Annotated in this window: 13 protein-coding genes, 4 tRNA genes and 1 other RNA gene; 9 read left to right on the plus strand and 9 right to left on the minus strand. The window is 73.1% G+C overall.

What is annotated here, in order from left to right; all coding sequences use genetic code 11:
* Positions 1–67: 67 nt before the first annotated feature.
* Positions 68–155: transfer RNA gene (locus tag ACWCRA_RS11240), tRNA-Ser, on the minus strand.
* 72 nt (positions 156–227) lie between these two features.
* On the opposite strand from ACWCRA_RS11240, the gene ffs reads away from it, so the two are divergent.
* The 6 genes from ffs (at position 228) to ACWCRA_RS11270 (ending at position 9376) form a co-directional block, all read left to right on the plus strand.
* Positions 228–326: signal recognition particle sRNA small type (gene ffs, locus ACWCRA_RS11245), an RNA gene on the plus strand.
* Positions 327–390: 64 nt separating this feature from the next.
* Positions 391–2652, plus strand: a complete 2262-nt coding sequence (locus ACWCRA_RS11250; protein ID WP_351550712.1) for a DNA polymerase III subunit gamma and tau — start codon at positions 391–393, stop codon at positions 2650–2652.
* Positions 2653–2711: 59 nt separating this feature from the next.
* Positions 2712–3962 carry a phosphoribosylamine--glycine ligase gene (gene purD / locus ACWCRA_RS11255; protein WP_351550709.1) on the plus strand — a complete coding sequence of 417 codons (1251 nt, stop codon included), beginning with the start codon at positions 2712–2714 and terminating at the stop codon, positions 3960–3962.
* A gap of 909 nt (positions 3963–4871) precedes the next feature.
* On the plus strand, positions 4872–6554 hold the full coding sequence (locus ACWCRA_RS11260; protein ID WP_351550706.1) for a hypothetical protein: 1683 nt from the start codon (positions 4872–4874) through the stop codon (positions 6552–6554).
* 325 nt (positions 6555–6879) lie between these two features.
* Entirely contained in the window at positions 6880–8346 is a 1467-nt protein-coding gene (locus ACWCRA_RS11265) for a N,N-dimethylformamidase beta subunit family domain-containing protein (RefSeq protein ID WP_351550703.1), read from the plus strand.
* Positions 8347–8452: 106 nt separating this feature from the next.
* Positions 8453–9376 carry a phosphoribosylaminoimidazolesuccinocarboxamide synthase gene (locus ACWCRA_RS11270; RefSeq protein ID WP_351550700.1) on the plus strand — a complete coding sequence of 308 codons (924 nt, stop codon included), beginning with the start codon at positions 8453–8455 and terminating at the stop codon, positions 9374–9376.
* A 60-nt stretch (positions 9377–9436) separates the two neighbouring features.
* On the opposite strand, the gene ACWCRA_RS11275 is transcribed toward ACWCRA_RS11270, so the two are convergent.
* From ACWCRA_RS11275 to ACWCRA_RS11310, 8 genes are all read right to left on the minus strand, one after another.
* Positions 9437–9509 (minus strand) — tRNA-Gly (locus ACWCRA_RS11275).
* 22 nt (positions 9510–9531) lie between these two features.
* The gene (locus ACWCRA_RS11280) at positions 9532–10140 is read right to left on the minus strand and encodes a response regulator transcription factor (protein ID WP_351550698.1); all 609 of its coding nucleotides are present in this window, start codon (positions 10138–10140) and stop codon (positions 9532–9534) included.
* Between the two features lie 49 nt (positions 10141–10189).
* Positions 10190–11575, minus strand: a complete 1386-nt coding sequence (locus tag ACWCRA_RS11285) for a sensor histidine kinase (RefSeq protein WP_351550697.1) — start codon at positions 11573–11575, stop codon at positions 10190–10192.
* A 141-nt stretch (positions 11576–11716) separates the two neighbouring features.
* Positions 11717–12568: an ABC transporter permease gene (locus tag ACWCRA_RS11290; RefSeq protein ID WP_451067299.1), complete on the minus strand. Its 852-nt coding sequence runs from the start codon at positions 12566–12568 to the stop codon at positions 11717–11719.
* 103 nt (positions 12569–12671) lie between these two features.
* Positions 12672–13589, minus strand: a complete 918-nt coding sequence (locus tag ACWCRA_RS11295; protein WP_351550692.1) for an ABC transporter ATP-binding protein — start codon at positions 13587–13589, stop codon at positions 12672–12674.
* A gap of 155 nt (positions 13590–13744) precedes the next feature.
* Positions 13745–13820: transfer RNA gene (locus ACWCRA_RS11300), tRNA-Gly, on the minus strand.
* Between the two features lie 78 nt (positions 13821–13898).
* Positions 13899–13970, minus strand: a tRNA-Gly gene (locus ACWCRA_RS11305).
* A 141-nt stretch (positions 13971–14111) separates the two neighbouring features.
* The gene (locus ACWCRA_RS11310) at positions 14112–14453 is read right to left on the minus strand and encodes a histone-like nucleoid-structuring protein Lsr2 (protein WP_351550689.1); all 342 of its coding nucleotides are present in this window, start codon (positions 14451–14453) and stop codon (positions 14112–14114) included.
* 299 nt (positions 14454–14752) lie between these two features.
* On the opposite strand from ACWCRA_RS11310, the gene purS reads away from it, so the two are divergent.
* From purS to purL, 3 genes are read left to right on the plus strand one after another with little or no spacing between them, the layout of a single operon-like run.
* The gene (gene purS, locus ACWCRA_RS11315) at positions 14753–14998 is read left to right on the plus strand and encodes a phosphoribosylformylglycinamidine synthase subunit PurS (RefSeq protein ID WP_351550686.1); all 246 of its coding nucleotides are present in this window, start codon (positions 14753–14755) and stop codon (positions 14996–14998) included.
* A complete protein-coding gene (purQ, locus tag ACWCRA_RS11320; RefSeq protein WP_351550683.1) occupies positions 14995–15675 on the plus strand; it encodes a phosphoribosylformylglycinamidine synthase subunit PurQ in 681 nt (226 codons plus the stop codon). Before purS ends, purQ begins: the two co-directional genes overlap by 4 nt.
* Positions 15672–17921 carry a phosphoribosylformylglycinamidine synthase subunit PurL gene (purL, locus tag ACWCRA_RS11325; RefSeq protein ID WP_351550680.1) on the plus strand — a complete coding sequence of 750 codons (2250 nt, stop codon included), beginning with the start codon at positions 15672–15674 and terminating at the stop codon, positions 17919–17921. The genes purQ and purL overlap by 4 nt, the downstream gene beginning before the upstream one ends.
* The last annotated feature ends 83 nt before the right edge of the window (positions 17922–18004 follow it).

Genomic DNA, 18004 nt, shown 5'->3' on the forward strand with positions numbered 1-18004 from the left:
AGGCCATGCACGTCGAAGGCCCCCATCTCGCGATGGGGGCCTTCGACGTTAGTGCCCGGTGAGGCACTGGCGGAGGATACGAGATTCGAACTCGTGAGGGGTTGCCCCCAACACGCTTTCCAAGCGTGCGCCCTAGGCCACTAGGCGAATCCTCCGCGGCAAACAATACAAGACGCTGAGGGGTGCTTGCGAACTCGTTCGCACCCCCCACCATCGGGTACCCTGTGCGGAGCCCCTCACGTGGCGCTATCTGACTGAACTCCCCCAGGGCCGGAAGGCAGCAAGGGTAGGTCGGCTCTGGCGGGTGCGTGAGGGGCGCTTGCGTTCCCGGGGGCAGGGGCGGGGCGGGAGCGGAGACGGTTGTCGGTGGGCCCCGATAACCTCGTAGATGTGTCGTCCCTTGCGCTGTATCGCCGCTATCGCCCCGAGTCCTTCGCCGAGGTCATCGGGCAGGAGCATGTCACCGACCCGCTGCAGCAGGCCCTGCGGAACAACCGGGTCAATCACGCGTACCTGTTCAGCGGGCCGCGCGGGTGCGGGAAGACGACCAGTGCGCGCATCCTCGCCCGCTGTCTGAACTGCGAGCAGGGGCCCACACCCACCCCCTGCGGCGAGTGCCAGTCCTGCCAGGACCTCGCGCGCAACGGGCCGGGGTCCATCGATGTCATCGAGATCGACGCCGCCTCCCACGGTGGTGTGGACGACGCCCGCGACCTGCGCGAGAAGGCCTTCTTCGGCCCCGCGAGCAGCCGGTACAAGATCTACATCATCGACGAGGCCCACATGGTCACCCCGCAGGGGTTCAACGCCCTGCTGAAGGTGGTCGAGGAGCCCCCGGAGCACCTCAAGTTCATCTTCGCGACCACCGAGCCCGAGAAGGTCATCGGCACCATCCGGTCGCGTACGCACCACTACCCCTTCCGGCTCGTGCCCCCCGGCACCCTGCGCGAGTACCTCGGGGAGGTCTGCGGCAGGGAGGGCATCCCCGTCGCCGACGGAGTGCTCCCGCTCGTCGTGCGCGCCGGGGCCGGGTCCGTGCGGGACTCGATGTCCGTCATGGACCAGCTGCTCGCCGGAGCCGCCGACGACGGTGTGACGTACGCCATGGCCACCGGCCTCCTCGGCTACACCGACGGCTCGCTGCTCGACTCCGTCGTCGACGCCTTCGCGGCGGGCGACGGCGCCGCCGCGTTCGAGGTCGTGGACCGGGTCATCGAGGGCGGCAACGACCCGCGCCGCTTCGTCGCCGACCTCCTGGAGCGGCTGCGGGACCTGGTGATCCTCGCCGCCGTGCCCGACGCGGGGGAGAAGGGGCTCATCGACGCCCCCGCCGATGTCGTCGAGCGGATGCAGGCGCAGGCGTCCGTCCTCGGGGCGGCCGAACTGAGCCGCGCCGCCGACCTGGTCAACACCGGGCTCACCGAGATGCGCGGCGCGACCTCGCCCCGGTTGCAGCTGGAGCTGATCTGCGCGCGGGTGCTCCTGCCCGCCGCCTACGACGACGAGCGCTCGGTGCAGGCCCGGCTCGACCGGCTGGAGCGCGGCGCCGCCGCCCGCCCCGCCGCCGGTGGTCCCGCGCCCGTCTTCTCGGCCGGCGGGCCCGCCGCGCCGATGGGGTACGTCCCCGGGCCGGAGGCCGCCCCGCACATGCCGGGTCCCGACGGCCCCGTCCCGCCCCCCGCCGCCGCCCCGCCGGCCGCACCGCCCGCGCCGCAGCCCGTCCCGGAGCCTCCCGCCGAGCCCCAGCCCGCCCCGGCGGCGGCCCCCGCCGCCCGCCCGGGCGCCTGGCCCGGCGCCGCCCCCGCCCCCGCTCCGGCCGCCGTGCCCGAGCGGCGGCCCGGAGGATGGCCCACCGCCTCCACACCCGGTCAGGGCGCCCGGCCCGCCACCCCGCAGCAGCCCGCCCAGGCCCCGGCCCAGCCCCCGGCCGCCGCTCCGGCACCCGCCGCGCAGCCCCAGGCACAGGCGCCCGGCATGGCCCAGGGCGCCGGCCAGGTGCGCAACATGTGGCCCGAGATCCTGGAGGCCGTCAAGAACCGACGCCGCTTCACCTGGATTCTCCTCAGCCAGAACGCCCAGGTCACCGGCTTCGACGGCACCACCCTCCAGATCGGCTTCATCAACGCCGGCGCCCGGGACAACTTCTCCGGCAGCGGCAGCGAGGAAGTCCTCAAGCAGGCCCTCGCCGAGCAGTTCCATGTGCAGTGGAAGATCGAGGCGATCGTCGACGTCTCCGGCGGCTCCGCCGGACCGGGCTCCCCGGGCTCCGCGGGTTCCCCGGGCTCCGGCGGCGGTGGCTTCGGCGGCCGGCCGCCCCAGCAGAGCGCCCCCTCCCACCAGCAGCAGCCCGCCGCCACCCCGTACCGGTCCGCCTCCCAGCAGGCGCCCGCCCCGGCACCCGCCGCCCCGGCGGACCGCCCCGGACCGGCCGCGTCCCGGTCCGCCGCGCCCCGGCCCACCGCCGCCGAGCCCGCGCGCCCCGCGTCCGGACCGGCCGCCCCCCCGGCCCCGTACAGCCCGCCCCCGGTCTCCCCCGAGGACGACGTCCCCGAGGACGACGACCCCGATCTCGTCGACTCCGCGCTCTCCGGCCACGACCTGATCGTGCGCGAGCTGGGGGCGACCGTTGTGGAGGAATACACAAACGAGTAGCCGGTCCGCTTCGGTAGGGGCGTACAGGGCCGCGCGCCGCGGCGGTTAGGCTGACTGCCGTGAAGGTCCTTGTCATCGGCGGCGGCGCCCGCGAACATGCCCTGTGCCGCTCTCTCTCCCTCGACCCCGACGTCACCGCTGTGCACTGCGCGCCGGGTAACGCCGGCATCGGCGAGGTCGCCGAACTGCACCCGGTCGACGCCCTGGACGGCGCCGCCGTCGCCCGGCTCGCCACGGACCTGGAGGCCGGGCTCGTCGTCGTCGGGCCCGAGGCGCCCCTGGTCGCCGGGGTGGCCGACGCCGTGCGCGCGGCCGGGGTCCCCTGCTTCGGCCCCTCCCGCGAGGCCGCCCGGCTGGAGGGCTCCAAGGCCTTCGCCAAGGATGTGATGGCCGCGGCCGGGGTGCCCACCGCCCGCAGTTATGTCTGCACGACCCCCGAGGAGATCGACGAGGCCCTCGACGCCTTCGGCGCTCCCCATGTCGTGAAGGACGACGGCCTCGCCGCCGGCAAGGGCGTGGTCGTCACCGACGATCTCGCCGCCGCCCGGGAGCACGCCGTCGCCTGCGGCCGGGTCGTGATCGAGGAGTATCTCGACGGCCCCGAGGTCTCCCTCTTCGCCATCACCGACGGCGTGACCGTCCTGCCCCTCACCCCCGCGCAGGACTTCAAGCGCGCCCTCGACGGCGACGAGGGGCCCAACACCGGCGGCATGGGCGCCTACTCGCCGCTGCCCTGGGCCGACCCCAAGCTGGTCGACGAGGTCCTGGAGACCGTCCTCCAGCCCACCGTGGACGAACTGCGCCGCCGGGGGACCCCCTTCGCCGGGCTGCTGTACGCCGGTCTCGCGATCACCTCGCGCGGTGTCCGGGTCATCGAGTTCAACGCCCGCTTCGGCGACCCCGAGACGCAGGTGGTACTGGCCCGGCTGCGCACCCCGCTCGCCGGAGTGCTCCTGCGCGCCGCCAACGGGACCCTCGCGGACGAGCCGCCGCTGCGGTGGCGCGACGACGCGGCGGTGACCGTCGTCGTCGCCTCCCACAACTACCCGGACACCCCGCGCACCGGCGACCCGATCGAGGGGCTGGCCGCCGTCGCGGCGCAGGACGCTCCCCACGCGTACGTCCTGCACGCCGGGACGCGGCGCGAGGGGGAAGCGGTGGTGAGTGCGGGGGGGCGGGTGCTCTCCGTCACCGCCACCGGCAAGGATCTGCGCGAGGCGCGGGAGCGGGCGTACGAGGCCGTGGGGCGGATCAGCCTCGACGGGTCTCAGCACCGCACGGACATCGCCCGCGCGGTGGCGGAGGCCTGAGACCGACCGCGCGCACTCCCGGGGTCAGCGCTGTGGGCCGACCCCGGGGCCGCTGCCCGGGCACCCGGCGCCGGGCGGCCTGAGCCCGCCTCGGGGCTCCGTGGGGTGCTCCCGACGGGGAGGGGTGGGGTTGCCCGGGCCTGCACTGTGCCCGCGCCTGTGGTGCGGGGTCCGTCCTCAAACGCCGGACGGGCTGGGGTTGCCGTGCCCGCGCCTGGGCGCCCTGGGGTCCGTCCCCTAGCGCCGGACGGGCTGGGATTGTGCGGGCCCGTGCCGCGCGGGCGCCTGTGGTCCAGGTTCTGTCCTCAAGCGCTGGTCGGGCTGGGGTTGCCGTGCCCGCGCCTGGGGCCCTGGGGTCCGTCCCCTAGCGCCGGACGGGCTGGAATTGTCCGGGCCCGTGCCGCGCGGGCGCCTGTGGTGCGGGGTCCGTCCTCAAGCGCCGGACGGGCTGGGATTGTGCGGGCCCGTGCCGCGCGGGCGCTTGTGGTGCGGGGTCCGTCCCCCAGCCCCGGTCGGGCTGGAATTGTCCGGGCCTGCCCTGTGCCCGCGCCTGGGGTCCAGGCTCTGCCCCCTAGCGCCGGACGGGCCGGGGTTGCCGCGCCCGGGGCGCCGGGTTTCGTTCGCGAACGGATTGTCCGACGGGCTGGGGTTGCGCCGGGCGGGGCCGGCATGCGCAGACTCGGGCACCCGGAGTGAACCTTCGCCGTGCCCCACCCGTGCCCACCTTTACCCAAAGCCATTCCATCGAGTGATGGGTGAGCCATCCGGATGACGCCCGCCGAACCCCCAACTAGGGTGCGGCGCAGGCGTTCCGGCACTTGGCCCACCGGCATTGCGATGTCAGTGGTGGGTGCCACAGTGGGGGAGTGCACCCAGACCGTCGCGAGGCAGAGGGGGTGATGACCGACCGTGTCCAGTACCGGCACCGGTATCGGTGAGTCGATCGGCGCGCTGGCCGCGCGCTCACGAGCGCTGGCCGTGCTGCGCGTCCGCAGCAGAGCCCTCGCCGTCGCGCTGCTGCCCGCCGCCGTCGCCGTCGTGCTCCTCGCCGGCGAGGTCACCGGGCACATGCGCGGCGCCGGCTGGTCCGCGGCCCGCTGGGCGGTGGGCGTCCTCGCGGTCGTCGTGCTGCTGCTCGCCGCCGCCGTCGCGGCCGTCATCGTCCGGGCGAGCCCCGCCCTCAGCCCCACCGTCGAGCTGTCCGAGCGCGGCGCCCCCGACCTCTACCGCCTGGTCAGGGATCTGGCCGAGCGGCTCGATGTGCCCGCGCCCTCCGCCCTGGCGCTCACCCCCGACTGCGACAGCTGGCTGGAGGACCGCACCCACCCCGCCCACGCCCTGCCCCAGGCGATACGGAGCGGTCCCCGGCGGCGCACCGCCGAGGCCCCCGTCCTGGTGATCGGCTCGCCCTTCCTCTGGTGGATGCGCGTCGCCGAGCTGCGGGCCCTGCTCGCGCCGGTCGTCGCCGGGACCGCGCCGTCCGCGCACCCCGACATAGCCGCGGCCCGCCGCTTCGTCCGCGGTCTCGACGCCGCGGTCGCGGTGGCCTCGGAGGCCGGGCCCCCCGGCCCGCTCAGGCCGCTGCGGCGCGCCGCGCTCGGCTTCGTCGGCGGGATCGCCCGGCGGCTGCTCCACAGCTGCCAGCTGTACGCGGGTGAGATGGAGCGCGGGGTCGCGGCCGCCGCCTCCGAGCGCGCCCAGAGCGTCGACTACGGCCTGCGGATCGTCGCCCAGGAGCAGGTCGGCCTCGCCTACGCGGGGTGGGACCGGCTGCTGACCCGGGTGGCCCTGCCCGCCTGGCGCATGGGCCGCTGGCCGTCCCGGCTCGACGCGGGCGTGGTCTCCGCCCTCACCGAGCTGTCCCGCCGCGACCGCCTCGCCGAGGGCTTCGCCTCCCGGCTCGGCGACCGCCCCGCCTGCGATCTCCTGGAGGAGCCCGGCGCGGTCGACGAGGCCGCCTCGCTGCTCGCCGCGCGCCTCTTCCACGGCGGCCCCGCCGAGACCGGGGTCGGCTGGTCCCCGGTGGACTGGCAGCAGTATCCGGAGGAGGTCGTGGACCGCAAGTGGCGTACGGAAGCGGCCCGCCTCCACCGAGTGCTGGACGATCTCGGGGTCACCCCGTCGAGCGGGCCCCAGGGGCCGACGCTCGCCCGGGTGCTGGTCCATCTCACCGCCGGGGGGGCCGACGCCGGGGAGAACCTCGCGGCGGGGATCAGCGCCGAGGTCGCCCGCGAGGAGACCGCCCGGCAGAAGCCGGCCGTGGGAGCGGCCGTCGCCAAGAGCCCGGGGGACGTGCTCAACGGATGGGGCGCGGACCCCCTGCCGCTCTTCCCCCTCCAGCCCCCGCGCACCGGGCGCGAGCTGCTCGCCGACCACCTCACCGCCATGGTCTGCTGCGCCGCCGTCGACACCGCGGGTGCCGCCCCCGGCCTCGACTGGCTGGACGGGCCCACGCTGCTGATCCGAGGCGCCCGCTGTGCCGACCTCATGGCGCCCGTCCTCAGCCTGACGGAGGACGGCGACCCCAGGCCGCTCCACGCCTGGCTCGCGGGCGCGGCCGTCCGCCCGGAGAAGCCCGTCCGTCTGGTGTAGCCCCCGGGCCGGACACCCCGTTCCGCCGGTGCGGCCCCCCACGGACGCCTGCCCGGTGCGGGCGGCCCCCACGACGCCTGCCCGCCCGGTGCACCCGCGCCCGCCACCCCGTTCCGCCCGGTGTGCCCCCGGCCGGCCCCACCACCCCGGCACCGCCCCGGCGCCACCCCGGTACCACCACCGCGCCTCCCCCGGCCCGCCCACGCAACAATTCACGACGAAGGGTGACGGCCCGCATGCGTTATGTGATGTGCTGGAGCCCGGTGCCGGGCGAGCGGCGCGGCGGGAGCCGCCCCGGGGGTCCGGGGGCGGCGAGGGAGGGCGCATGGGGGCGGAGCACATCCGGCGGTGGGAATCGGGGGCCCTCGCCCATGCCGTGTCGGACCCGTTCGGGCAGGGACCGCTCCCCTGGCTGCGCGGTGCGGAGCAGTACTTCAGCGACACCGGCAGGGTCATCCCCTGGTACGCGGAGCCGGACCGCCCCGAGGGCGCCCGAGCCTCCCGGGGCCCCCGCGCAGCCAACGACCGGGACCTCCAGATCAAGGGCTTCGTCTCGCGGGGAGGTGTCGCCCCGGGCGAGTCGATCGACTTCCACATCACGGTGAACCCGCCCCAGCAGTTCTCGATCGACGTCTACCGCATCGGGCACTACGCGGGCCACGGAGCCACCAAGATCACCACCAGTCCCCGGCTCCCCGGGATCGTCCAGCCGCCCCCGCTCACCGCCGGCCGCACGGTCTCCTGCCACCACTGGTGGCTCTCCTGGCGGCTCCAGATCCCCTCGTACTGGTCGATCGGCGCGTATGTCGCCGTCCTCACCGCCGCCGACGGCCACCGCTCCCACATTCCGTTCACCGTCCGCGACAGCCACCCCGCCGACCTGCTGCTCCTGCTCCCGGACATCACCTGGCAGGCGTACAACCTCTACCCCGAGGACGGCCGCACCGGCGCCAGCCTCTACCACGCCTGGGACGACGAGGGCCGGCTCCTCGGCGAGAAGGACGCCGCCGTCACCGTCTCCTTCGACCGTCCCTACGCGGGCGCCGGCCTGCCCCTGCACGTCGGCCACGCCTATGACTTCATCCGCTGGGCCGAGCGCTACGGCTACGACCTCGCCTACGCCGAGGCCCGCGATCTGCACGCGGGCACCATCGACCCCACCCGCTACCGGGGGCTGGTCTTCCCCGGCCACGACGAGTACTGGTCGGCCCCCATGCGCCGCACCGCCGAGACCGCCCGCGACCACGGCACCTCGCTCGTCTTCCTCTCCGCCAACACCATGTACTGGCAGGTCGGCCTCGGCCCGTCCGCGTCCGGCGAGCCCGACCGGCTCCTCACCTGCCGCAAGCGCCGCGGACCCGGGAAGTCCGCCCTCTGGCGCGAGGCCGACCGGGCCGAGCAGCATCTGCTGGGCATCCAGTACGCGGGCCGGGTGCCCGAACCGCACCCCCTGGTCGTGCGGAACGCCGATCACTGGCTCTGGGAGTCCACCGGCGCCGGCGAGGGCGATGAGCTGCCGGGCCTGGTCGCGGGCGAGGCCGACCGCTACTTCCCGCGCACCTCGCTCCCCGAGCATCTGCGTCGCGTCCTGCTCGCGCACTCCCCCTACCGGGACCGCAAGGGCGCCGCCCGGCACCAGGAGACCTCGCTCTACCGGGCCCCCTCGGGGGCGCTGGTCTTCGCCTCCGGCACCTTCGCCTGGACGCCGGCGCTCGACCGGCCCGGCCATGTCGACCCCCGTGTCCAGCGCGCGACGGCCAACCTCCTCGACCGCATCTGCAAGCGCGACTGACCCGGGCCCTTCCACGGGACCACCGGACACGCCGCCCCCGGCCCGACCGCCCCGCCCGCCGTGCGGGAGAATCGGAATCATTAGTTCAGAACCACGGGGAGGAACCGTGTCCGGATTCGTAGAAAAGCCCGAACCGCTTCAGGTGCCGGGCCTGGTTCATCTCCACACCGGCAAGGTGCGCGATCTCTACCAGAACGCGGCCGGCGACCTGGTCATGGTCGCCAGCGACCGTGTCTCCGCCTATGACTGGGTGCTGCCCAGCGAGATCCCCGACAAGGGCCGGGTGCTCACCCAGCTCTCCCTCTGGTGGTTCGACCAGCTCGCGGACCTCGTCCCGAACCATGTGCTCTCCACCGAGCTGCCCGAGGGCGCCCCCGCCGACTGGGCGGGCCGCACCCTGGTCTGCACCTCGCTGCGGATGCTCCCGGTCGAGTGCGTGGCCCGCGGCTATCTCACCGGCTCGGGCCTCACCGAGTACAACGCCACCCGCACGGTCTGCGGTCTCGCCCTCCCCGAGGGCCTCGCCGACGGCTCCGAGCTGCCCGCGCCGATCTTCACCCCCGCGACCAAGGCCGCGGTCGGCGACCACGACGAGAACGTCAGTTACGAGGAGGTCGTCCACCAGGTCGGCGCGGAGACCGCCGCCCTGCTGCGGCAGGCGACCCTCGCCGTCTACGGCCGGGCCCGGGACATCGCCCGCGAGCGGGGCATCATCCTCGCGGACACCAAGTTCGAGTTCGGTCTGGGTCCCGACGGCACCCTGGTCATCGCCGACGAGGTGCTCACCCCGGACTCCTCGCGCTTCTGGCCCGTCGCCGACTGGGAGCCGGGCCGGCCCCAGCCCTCGTACGACAAGCAGTACGTACGGGACTGGCTGACCTCGCCCGCGTCCGGCTGGGACCGCCGCGGCGAGCAGCCGCCGCCCCCGCTGCCGCCGGAGGTCGTCGACGCGACCCGCGCGAAGTATCTGGAGGCGTACGAGCTGCTGACCGGCACCCCCTGGCCGGCGAGCGCGGTGGGCCGGGCCTGAGAGACACCGGACGGCATGGCGAAGGCCCCGGTCCTGAACAGGACCGGGGCCTTCATCCGGAGCGGACGACCAGGTTCGAACTGGCGACCTCAACCTTGGCAAGGTTGCGCTCTACCAACTGAGCTACGTCCGCATGCGCCGTGGCGCGCAGCCCACTATACCCAACCGCGCTCCCGGGCGAGACGCACCGCCGTGTGCCGGTTCTCCGCACCGAGTTTGGACGCCGCGGACGAGAGATAGTTCCGTACGGTCCCCTGCGAGAGCGAGGCCCGCTCGGCGATCTCCGCGATCGGCGCCCCGTCCCCCGCCAGGGCCAGTACCTCCGCCTCGCGCGCGGTCAGCGGCGAGTCCCCGGCCGAGATCGCGTCGGCCGCCAACTCCGGGTCCACATAGCGGTTTCCGGCATATACGGTACGAATGATCTCGGCCAGTCGCTGGGCGCTCAGAGTCTTCGGGACAAACCCCCGCACACCGGCCGTCAGGGCACGCTTCAGATGGCCCGGCATGCCATGGCTGGTCACGATCATCGTGCGGCACCCGGGCAGTTCGGCCCGCAGGGATGTGGCGACACTCACACCGTCCATGCCCGGCATCTGAAGATCGAGCACCGCCACATCGGGGCGGTGGGCCCGCGCCATGACGAGCGCCTCGGTGCCGGAAGCCGCCTCCGCGACCACTTCGAGGTCGTCCTCCAGGGCGAGCAGCGCGGCCAGCGCGCCACGGATCAGATGCTCGTCGTCCGCGAGCAGCACGCGCACGGTCATGCCGTACCCCTCATGCCGTATCCCCCATGTCCTGTGTGGATGCCGTCTCTCATGTCGAGGCGATCGGGCCGGAGATCCCCGGAGCCGGCCGCCCGCCCGGGCCGCCCGGGACCCCTGGCGCACCCGAGACCCCCGAGGCTCCCGGTGCACCCGGGGCCCGGGGAGTCGGCACCCCGCCCCGGGCGCCCCCGCCCCCGGTGTCCCCGCTCCCCTCCAGCGGAACCCGGGCCGTCAGCCGGAAGCGACCACCGCGCGCGGGCCCCGCCTCCAGCACCCCGCCCACGGCCGACAGCCGCTCCCGCAGCCCCGCCAGCCCCGAGCCCGGCGTCCCCGACCGCTGCTGCCCGGGGGCGGGAGCGGGCGCGGCGCCGTCGTTCTCCACCACGAGCAGGGCGTCGCCGTCCACCGTCCCCACCGAGATCGTGCAGCGCCGGGTGTCCCCGTGCCGCAGCACATTGGTGGCGGCCTCCCGGACCACCCAGCCCAGCGCCGACTGGACCTCGTCCGGCAGCTCCACCTCGCCCACCACCACGGTGCAGGCGATCCCCGCCGCGTCCAGCACGCCCCGCGCGCCCTCCAGCTCCACCCTCAGATCCGCCTCGCGGTAGCCGCGCACGACATCCCGTACCTCGCGCTGCGACTCCCGGGCGATGCGCTGCACCTCCAGCATCTGGTCGACGGCCTCCGGACGGCCGCGCCGGGCGAGCTGGACCGCCAGTTCGCTCTTCAGCGCCACCACCGCGAGGTTGCGTCCCACCACGTCGTGCAGATCGCGCCCGAAGCGCAGCCGCTCCTCCGCCACCGCGAGCCTGGCCTGCACATCGCGGGCCTCCCGCAGCTCCCACATCACCGACAGCACCCACATGGACGCCCGTGCCGTGAACGCCATCCACCCGGTCATGAATCCGGTGAAGAGGACGAAGGCCAGCCCCTCCGCCCCCGGCAGCGCGGTGAACGAGAGCAGGACGTAGAGCAGCACCAGCAGACCGAGCTGGAGCAGGGCGGTGACCTTGGCCGGCACCATCAGGGCGTGGACCGTGGCCAGCGGCATCAGCGTCACCGTGAGCAGGGTCGGCAGCAGCTCCAGCACCATGGAGGTGTCGGCCGAGTGGCTCAGGGCCAGGACGGTGGCGGTGGCCGCCGAGGTCATCCCCACCGCCCACCGGAGCAGCCGCCCGGGCACCTCGCCCTGTCCCAGATAGGCGTCCATCACCCGCCGGGCGAGCCGGGCGCAGACCACCCCGACCGCGAGCCCCAGCGGCGGCCCGGCCACGGCGAGGGCCGTGGTGATCGGGTCGTCCAGCCGTTTCGGCGCGAGCAGCAGCAGAATCGTCAGCGTGAGGGAGCCCGTCCAGACGATCAGATAGACCGTGCCCCGGGTGTACAGATCCACCTTGGCGAGCCCGCTCCGCCCGCTCCAGCCCTTCACCCGCACCGCGGACCTCCTCGTACTCGCCCGACCGGACGGCGCCGGCCGCCGTACACCGAAAGCCGGTCACCCAATGCCGGTCACCCGACGCGGGTCACCGAATGCCGGCCGCCCGGGGCCCGCCACCGAGGGCCGGACTCCGGACGCTCAGCGCCGGGGCTCCCAGCGGAACCACCGCTGAACAGCAAACACCGAGAGCGCGGTCCAGGCCAAAGCGGTCAGCGCGGCGGTGGCCAGCTCCCCGCCGTCCGTGCCGCCGAGCCAGCCGCCGCGGATCAGCGTCATCACCCCGGTCATCGGGAGCAGCTCGCAGACCGAGGCCATCTTCTCGGGCATCACATCGAGCGGAATGAAGATCCCCGAGCCCGCGAGCGAGATCAGGAACATCGGCATGGTGGTGATCTGGGCGCTCTCCACGGTCCGGGTCACCGTGGCGGTGACCGCCGCGAGGGCCGTCATCAGCACCAGCCCGAGCGCGATTCCCCCGATCAGCAGCTCGGGCCGCCGCGGCGCGGTCACCTCCATGACGGCGATGCCGCCCCCGATCAGCAGCGCGCACTGCGCCAGCGCGAGCCCGGCGGCGGGCAGCGCGGTCCCGGCGAGGATCTCCCGGTCCGGCACCTCCCCGGTGCGCAGCCGCTTGAGCACCAGCTCCTCACGGCGGGCCACATAGGCGGAGACCAGGTTGAGATGGACCACCAGGATCAGCACGGTCCCGATCCCGCCGGTCAGCGACACCTCGGCGATGCTCATCCCGACCTTGCCGAGGTCGATCTGCTCCAGGGACGACTTCATCGCCAGCACCAGCACCACGGGCATCAGCAGGGCCATGAAGAGCGCGGTCCGGTTCCGCAGCAGGAGGGTCAGCTCCGCCCGCCCCAGTCCGGCCAGCCGCCCGGCCGCCGACGTCCTGCCCGCGGACCCCGCCGACCCCGCCGACCCCGTGGACCCCGCCGACCCCGCAGACCCAGCGGACCCCGCGGAACCGCCCGATCCCATGGAACCCACTGGCCCCACTGATCCCGCCGACCTCATCGATGTCCCCGACACAACCGTCCCCGTCCCCTTCTCTGTCCCGTGCTCGTCCGTCCGCGCCGCCATGTCAGACACCCGCCGTCTCGGTCTGCGCGATCTCCAGGAAGGCCTCCTCCAGCGAGGCCGACCGCGCGTCCAGCGCCTCCAGCCGAACACCGGACTCCGCCGCCCACCGCAGCAGTTCGCCCAGCGTGCCCTGGATGTCCTGGGTGCGGATCGAGACGCGCGGCCCGTCCGCCGCGGCCCGCAGCGAGAGCGGCAGCCGGCCCGCCGGCACCCCGTCGGGCAGGGTGAACCGGATACGGGCGGGGCGGGACGCGGTCACCTCGGCCGGGGTGCCGGTGGTCACGATCCGGCCCCGGTGCATGATCGCCAGCCGGTCGGCGAGCGCCTCGGCCTCCTCCAGGTAGTGCGTGGTCAGCAGCACGGTGGTGCCGGTGTCACGGAGCGCCCGCACCAAGTCCCAGGTGGCGCGGCGCCCTTCCGCGTCCAGTCCGGTCGTCGGCTCGTCGAGGAAGAGCACCTCGGGCCGGCCCAGCAGCGCCAGCGCCAGATCGAGCCGCCGCCGCTCACCGCCGGAGAGCTGTTTCACGCGTACGGTGTGCCGCTCACCGAGCCCGACCAGATCCAGCGCCTCCGCCACCGGGCGCGCGCCGCTGGTGCAGCGGGCCCACATCCGGGCCGTCTCGGCCACCGTCAGCTCGGAGGGGAAGCCGCCCTCCTGGAGCATGACCCCGATCCGGGGCCGGACGGCGGCGCGTTCGCGGTACGGGTCGTGGCCGAGCACCCGTACGGTGCCGGCGGAGGGGAGGGCGAGGCCCTCCAGCAGCTCGACGGTGGAGGTCTTGCCCGCGCCGTTCGTCCCGAGCAGGGCGAAGATCTCGCCGCGTGCCACCGAGAAGGAGATCCCGCTCACGGCCTCGAAGCCGCCCGCGTAGCTCCGGCGCAGCTCATCGACCGTGATCACATACTGGTCCGTGGTCATGGAACCAGCATTGCGGCGCCCCGGGAGCGCGGGCAGTGCGCGCTGTCACCGGTGCCCATGACAAATGTCATGGGCAGGTACCTGACAACACCCCGCTCCGGGCCGCACACAGCGAAAAACCCCGGATCTGAAACAGAACCGGGGCTTCGACTTGCTGGAGCGGACGACCAGGTTCGAACTGGCGACCTCAACCTTGGCAAGGTTGCGCTCTACCAACTGAGCTACGTCCGCATGCCTCCGCTCGGCTTTCACCGGGCGGCGCGTGCATCACTCTACCTGATCCACCGGAGTGGTCGGTAAGGCGATGAGAGCGGGTGACAGGAATTGCACACTGCGCCTTCCCCCTGGAAGGGGGATGTTCTACTACTGAACTACACCCGCACGCTGCTGAGGTGGGCCTTTGCGGCCTTGCCCCTCGGCGTGATCCAAACTCTAGCCGACGGTGGGGGGTGCAGCGCAACTCGGGACCGGCGCCGCCCCGGCGAGACGTTCGCGCCGGGGCGGCGGGAGGGGCCCAGGGGCTCAACTGGCCTCGCGGAAGGCCTCGTAGACCGCCTTGGGGATGCGGCCCCTGGCCGGCACGTCCATCTTGTTGGACTGCGCCCAGGCCCGTACGGCGGCGGGGGCCGGCTCCAGCGCGGTGTGCGTGTACGTCACCGGGCGCCCGGTCCTGCCCCGCCGTCCCGCGCCCGTCTGCCGGCGCGCCGCCGTCAGGTAGGGCGCCAGCGCCTTGCGCAGTTTCTTTGCATTGGCGGGATTGAGGTCGATCTCGTACGACTTCCCGTCCAGGCCGAAGCTGACCGTTTCCGCCGCTTCTCCGCCGTCGATGTCGTCGAAGAGCGTGACCACTACTCGCTGAGCCACGGATATCGGTCCTTTCCCGCGGCACCCCGCATGGGCACTGGTTCTGGCATGCGGGGACACCGGCATTCCGGCTGTCGAGGGGGTAAAAGTGCTGTCCTCTGCATTCCTTTGTACAGCGATCAGTGCTGCATTGTGAAGCCCACCCAATTATGTGCGCGTGTCCGATCAATGGCGAGCAGGTTATTTTTCCTGGATTTCCATCGGCCGAAACCCTGATATCCACCCATATCTACGCGAGTAGATTCCCGGGCCGGGTACGCTGAGGGAACCGCCTTCGCACCACATCACCGGGAGTGCCCGTGGCACGCGTCGTAGTCGACGTCATGCTCAAGCCCGAGATCCTCGACCCGCAGGGACAGGCGGTGCAGCGCGCACTGCCCCGCCTCGGTTTCGAGGGCATCGCGGATGTCCGTCAGGGGAAGCGCTTCGAACTGGAGGTGGAGGGGCCGGTCGACGAGGACGCCCTCGCCCGCATCCACGAGATGGCCGAAACGTTCCTCGCCAACACCGTCATCGAGGACTTCGTCGTCCGGGTGGACTCGTGACCACCCGTATCGGAGTCGTCACCTTTCCCGGCACGCTGGACGACCGCGACAGCCTGCGGGCCGTCCGGCTCGCGGGCGCCGAGCCCGTCCCGCTCTGGCACCGCGACAAGGACCTCCACCAGGTCGACGCCGTGGTCCTCGCCGGGGGGTTCTCCTACGGCGACTACCTGAGGGCCGGGGCCATTTCCCGGTTCTCGCCGGTGATGGAGACGATCATCGACCAGGCCAGGGCGGGGCTGCCGGTTCTCGGCATCTGCAATGGCTTCCAGATCCTCACCGAGTCGCATCTGCTGCCGGGCGCCATGCTCCGCAACAACCATCTCCACTTCATCTGCCGTGACCAGGCGCTGCGCGTGGAGAACGCGGAGACCGCCTGGACCGCCGATTACGAGCGCGGCCAGGAAATCTCCGTACCGCTGAAGAACATCGACGGCCGCTATGTCGCCGACGAGCGGGTCCTGGACGAGCTGGAGGCGGAGGGCAGGGTCGCCTTCCGCTACCTCGGCGGCAACCCCAACGGCTCGCTCCGCGACATCGCGGGCATCACCAGCGCCGAGGGCAATGTCGTCGGTCTGATGCCGCACCCGGAGCACGCCGTCGAGCCCCTGATCGGCACGGGCCGCACCGACGGCCTCGCCTTCTTCACCTCTGTCATCAAGAAGCTGGTCACGGCATGAGCCTCGATACGGTCAAGAACGCCACCGACACGCCCGAGACCGATCAGCCCTGGGCCGAACTCGGTCTCAAGCAGGACGAGTACGCCCGCATCCGGGAGATCCTGGGCCGCCGGCCCACCGGCGCCGAGCTGGCGATGTACTCGGTGATGTGGTCCGAGCACTGCTCCTACAAGTCGAGCAAGGTCCATCTGCGGCAGTTCGGCGAGAAGGCCCCGGAGAACGACGCCCTCCTCGTCGGCATCGGCGAGAACGCGGGCGTGGTCGACGTCGGCCAGGGGTACGCGGTCACCTTCAAGGTCGAGTCGCACAACCACCCCTCGTACATCGAGCCCTACCAGGGCGCGGCCACCGGCATCGGCGGCATCGTGCGCGACATCCTGGCCATGGGGGCCCGTCCGGTCGCCGTGGTCGACCCGCTCCGGTTCGGTGCCGCCGACCACCCCGACACCAAGCGCGTACTGCCCGGTGTCGTCGCGGGCATCGGCGGCTACGGCAACTGCCTGGGGCTGCCGAACATCGGCGGCGAGGTCGTCTTCGACCCCTGCTACCAGGGCAACCCGCTGGTCAACGCCGGCTGCATCGGTGTGATGAAGCACGAGGACATCCACCTCGCGCAGGCGTCCGGCCCCGGCAACAAGGTCATCCTCTACGGTGCCCGCACCGGCGGCGACGGCATCGGCGGGGTCTCGGTCCTCGCGTCCGAGACCTTCGAGAGCACCGGCCCGGCCAAGCGCCCCGCCGTCCAGGTCGGCGACCCCTTCCAGGAGAAGCTCCTCATCGAGTGCACCCTGGAGATCTTCCGGGAGAAGCTGGTCGCGGGCATCCAGGACCTCGGCGGCGCCGGTCTCTCCTGCGCCACCTCCGAGCTGGCCAGCGCCGGTTCCGGGGGCATGCGGGTGGATCTGGACACCGTGCCGCTGCGCGACGCGACCCTCTCGCCCGAGGAGATCCTCATGAGCGAGTCGCAGGAGCGCATGTGCGCGATCGTGGAGCCGGCGAAGGTCGAGCGCTTCCTGGAGATCTGCGAGAAGTGGGATGTCATCGCCACCGTCATCGGTGAGGTCACCGAGGGCGAGCGGCTGGAGATCTTCTGGCACGGCGAGCAGATCGTGGACGTGCCGCCGAGGACCGTCGCCCACGAGGGCCCGGTGTACGAGCGCCCGTACGCGCGCCCCGAGTGGCAGGACGCGCTCCAGGCCGACGACGCGGGCAAGCTGCCCCGCCCGGCGACCTCCGCCGAGCTGCGCGAGCAGGTGCTGCGGCTGGTGGCCTCGCCCAACCAGGCGTCCAAGGCGTGGATCACCGACCAGTACGACCGGTTCGTGCAGGGCAACACCGTGCTGGCGCAGCCCGAGGACGCGGGCATGGTCCGGATCGACGAGGAGACCAACCTCGGCGTGGCCATGGCGACCGACGGCAACGGCCGGTACACCAAGCTCGACCCGTACACCGGGGCGCAGCTCGCGCTGGCCGAGTCGTACCGCAATGTCGCCGCGTCCGGCGCCCGGCCGCTGGCCGTCTCGGACTGCCTGAACTTCGGCTCGCCGGAGGACCCGGGCGTGATGTGGCAGTTCGCCGAGGCCACGCGCGGGCTCGCGGACGCCTGTCTGAAGCTGGGCACCCCGGTCACCGGCGGCAATGTGTCGCTCTACAACCAGACCGGGGAGACCGCGATCCACCCGACGCCGGTCGTGGCCGTGCTCGGTGTGATCGACGACGTCAACCGGCGCACGCCGATCGCCTTCGCGGAGGAGGGCCAGCTCCTCTGTCTGCTGGGCGACACGCGCGAGGAGTTCGGCGGCTCGGCCTGGTCCCAGGTCGTCCACGACCACCTCGGCGGGCTGCCGCCGGCCGTGGACCTGGACCGGGAGCGGCTGCTCGCGGAGATCCTGATCTCCGCCTCCCGCGACGGAATGATCGACGCGGCGCACGACCTCTCGGACGGCGGTCTGATCCAGGCCGTCACCGAGTCCTGTCTGCGCGGCGGCAAGGGCGCCCGGCTGATCGTGCCGGACGGCCTCGACGCGTTCACCTTCCTGTTCAGCGAGTCGGCCGGGCGCGCGGTGGTCTCGGTGCCGCGCAGCGAGGAGCTGAGGTTCAACGACATGTGCGGGGCGCGCGGGCTCCCCGTGACCCGGATCGGTGTCGTGGACGGCGAGGAGATCGAGGTGCAGGGCGAGTTCAGCCTCCCGCTGAGCGAGCTGCGCACCGCGCACGAGGGGACCATCCCCGCGCTGCTGGTCTGAGACCACGCGCGCGGAGCGCCAGAGCCCCCGCTCCCTCCGAGGAGCGGGGGCTCTGGTGTGTGACCCTTGCACGGAGTTACGTA

The sequence above is a fragment of the Streptomyces sp. NPDC001889 genome (assembly GCF_053594535.1).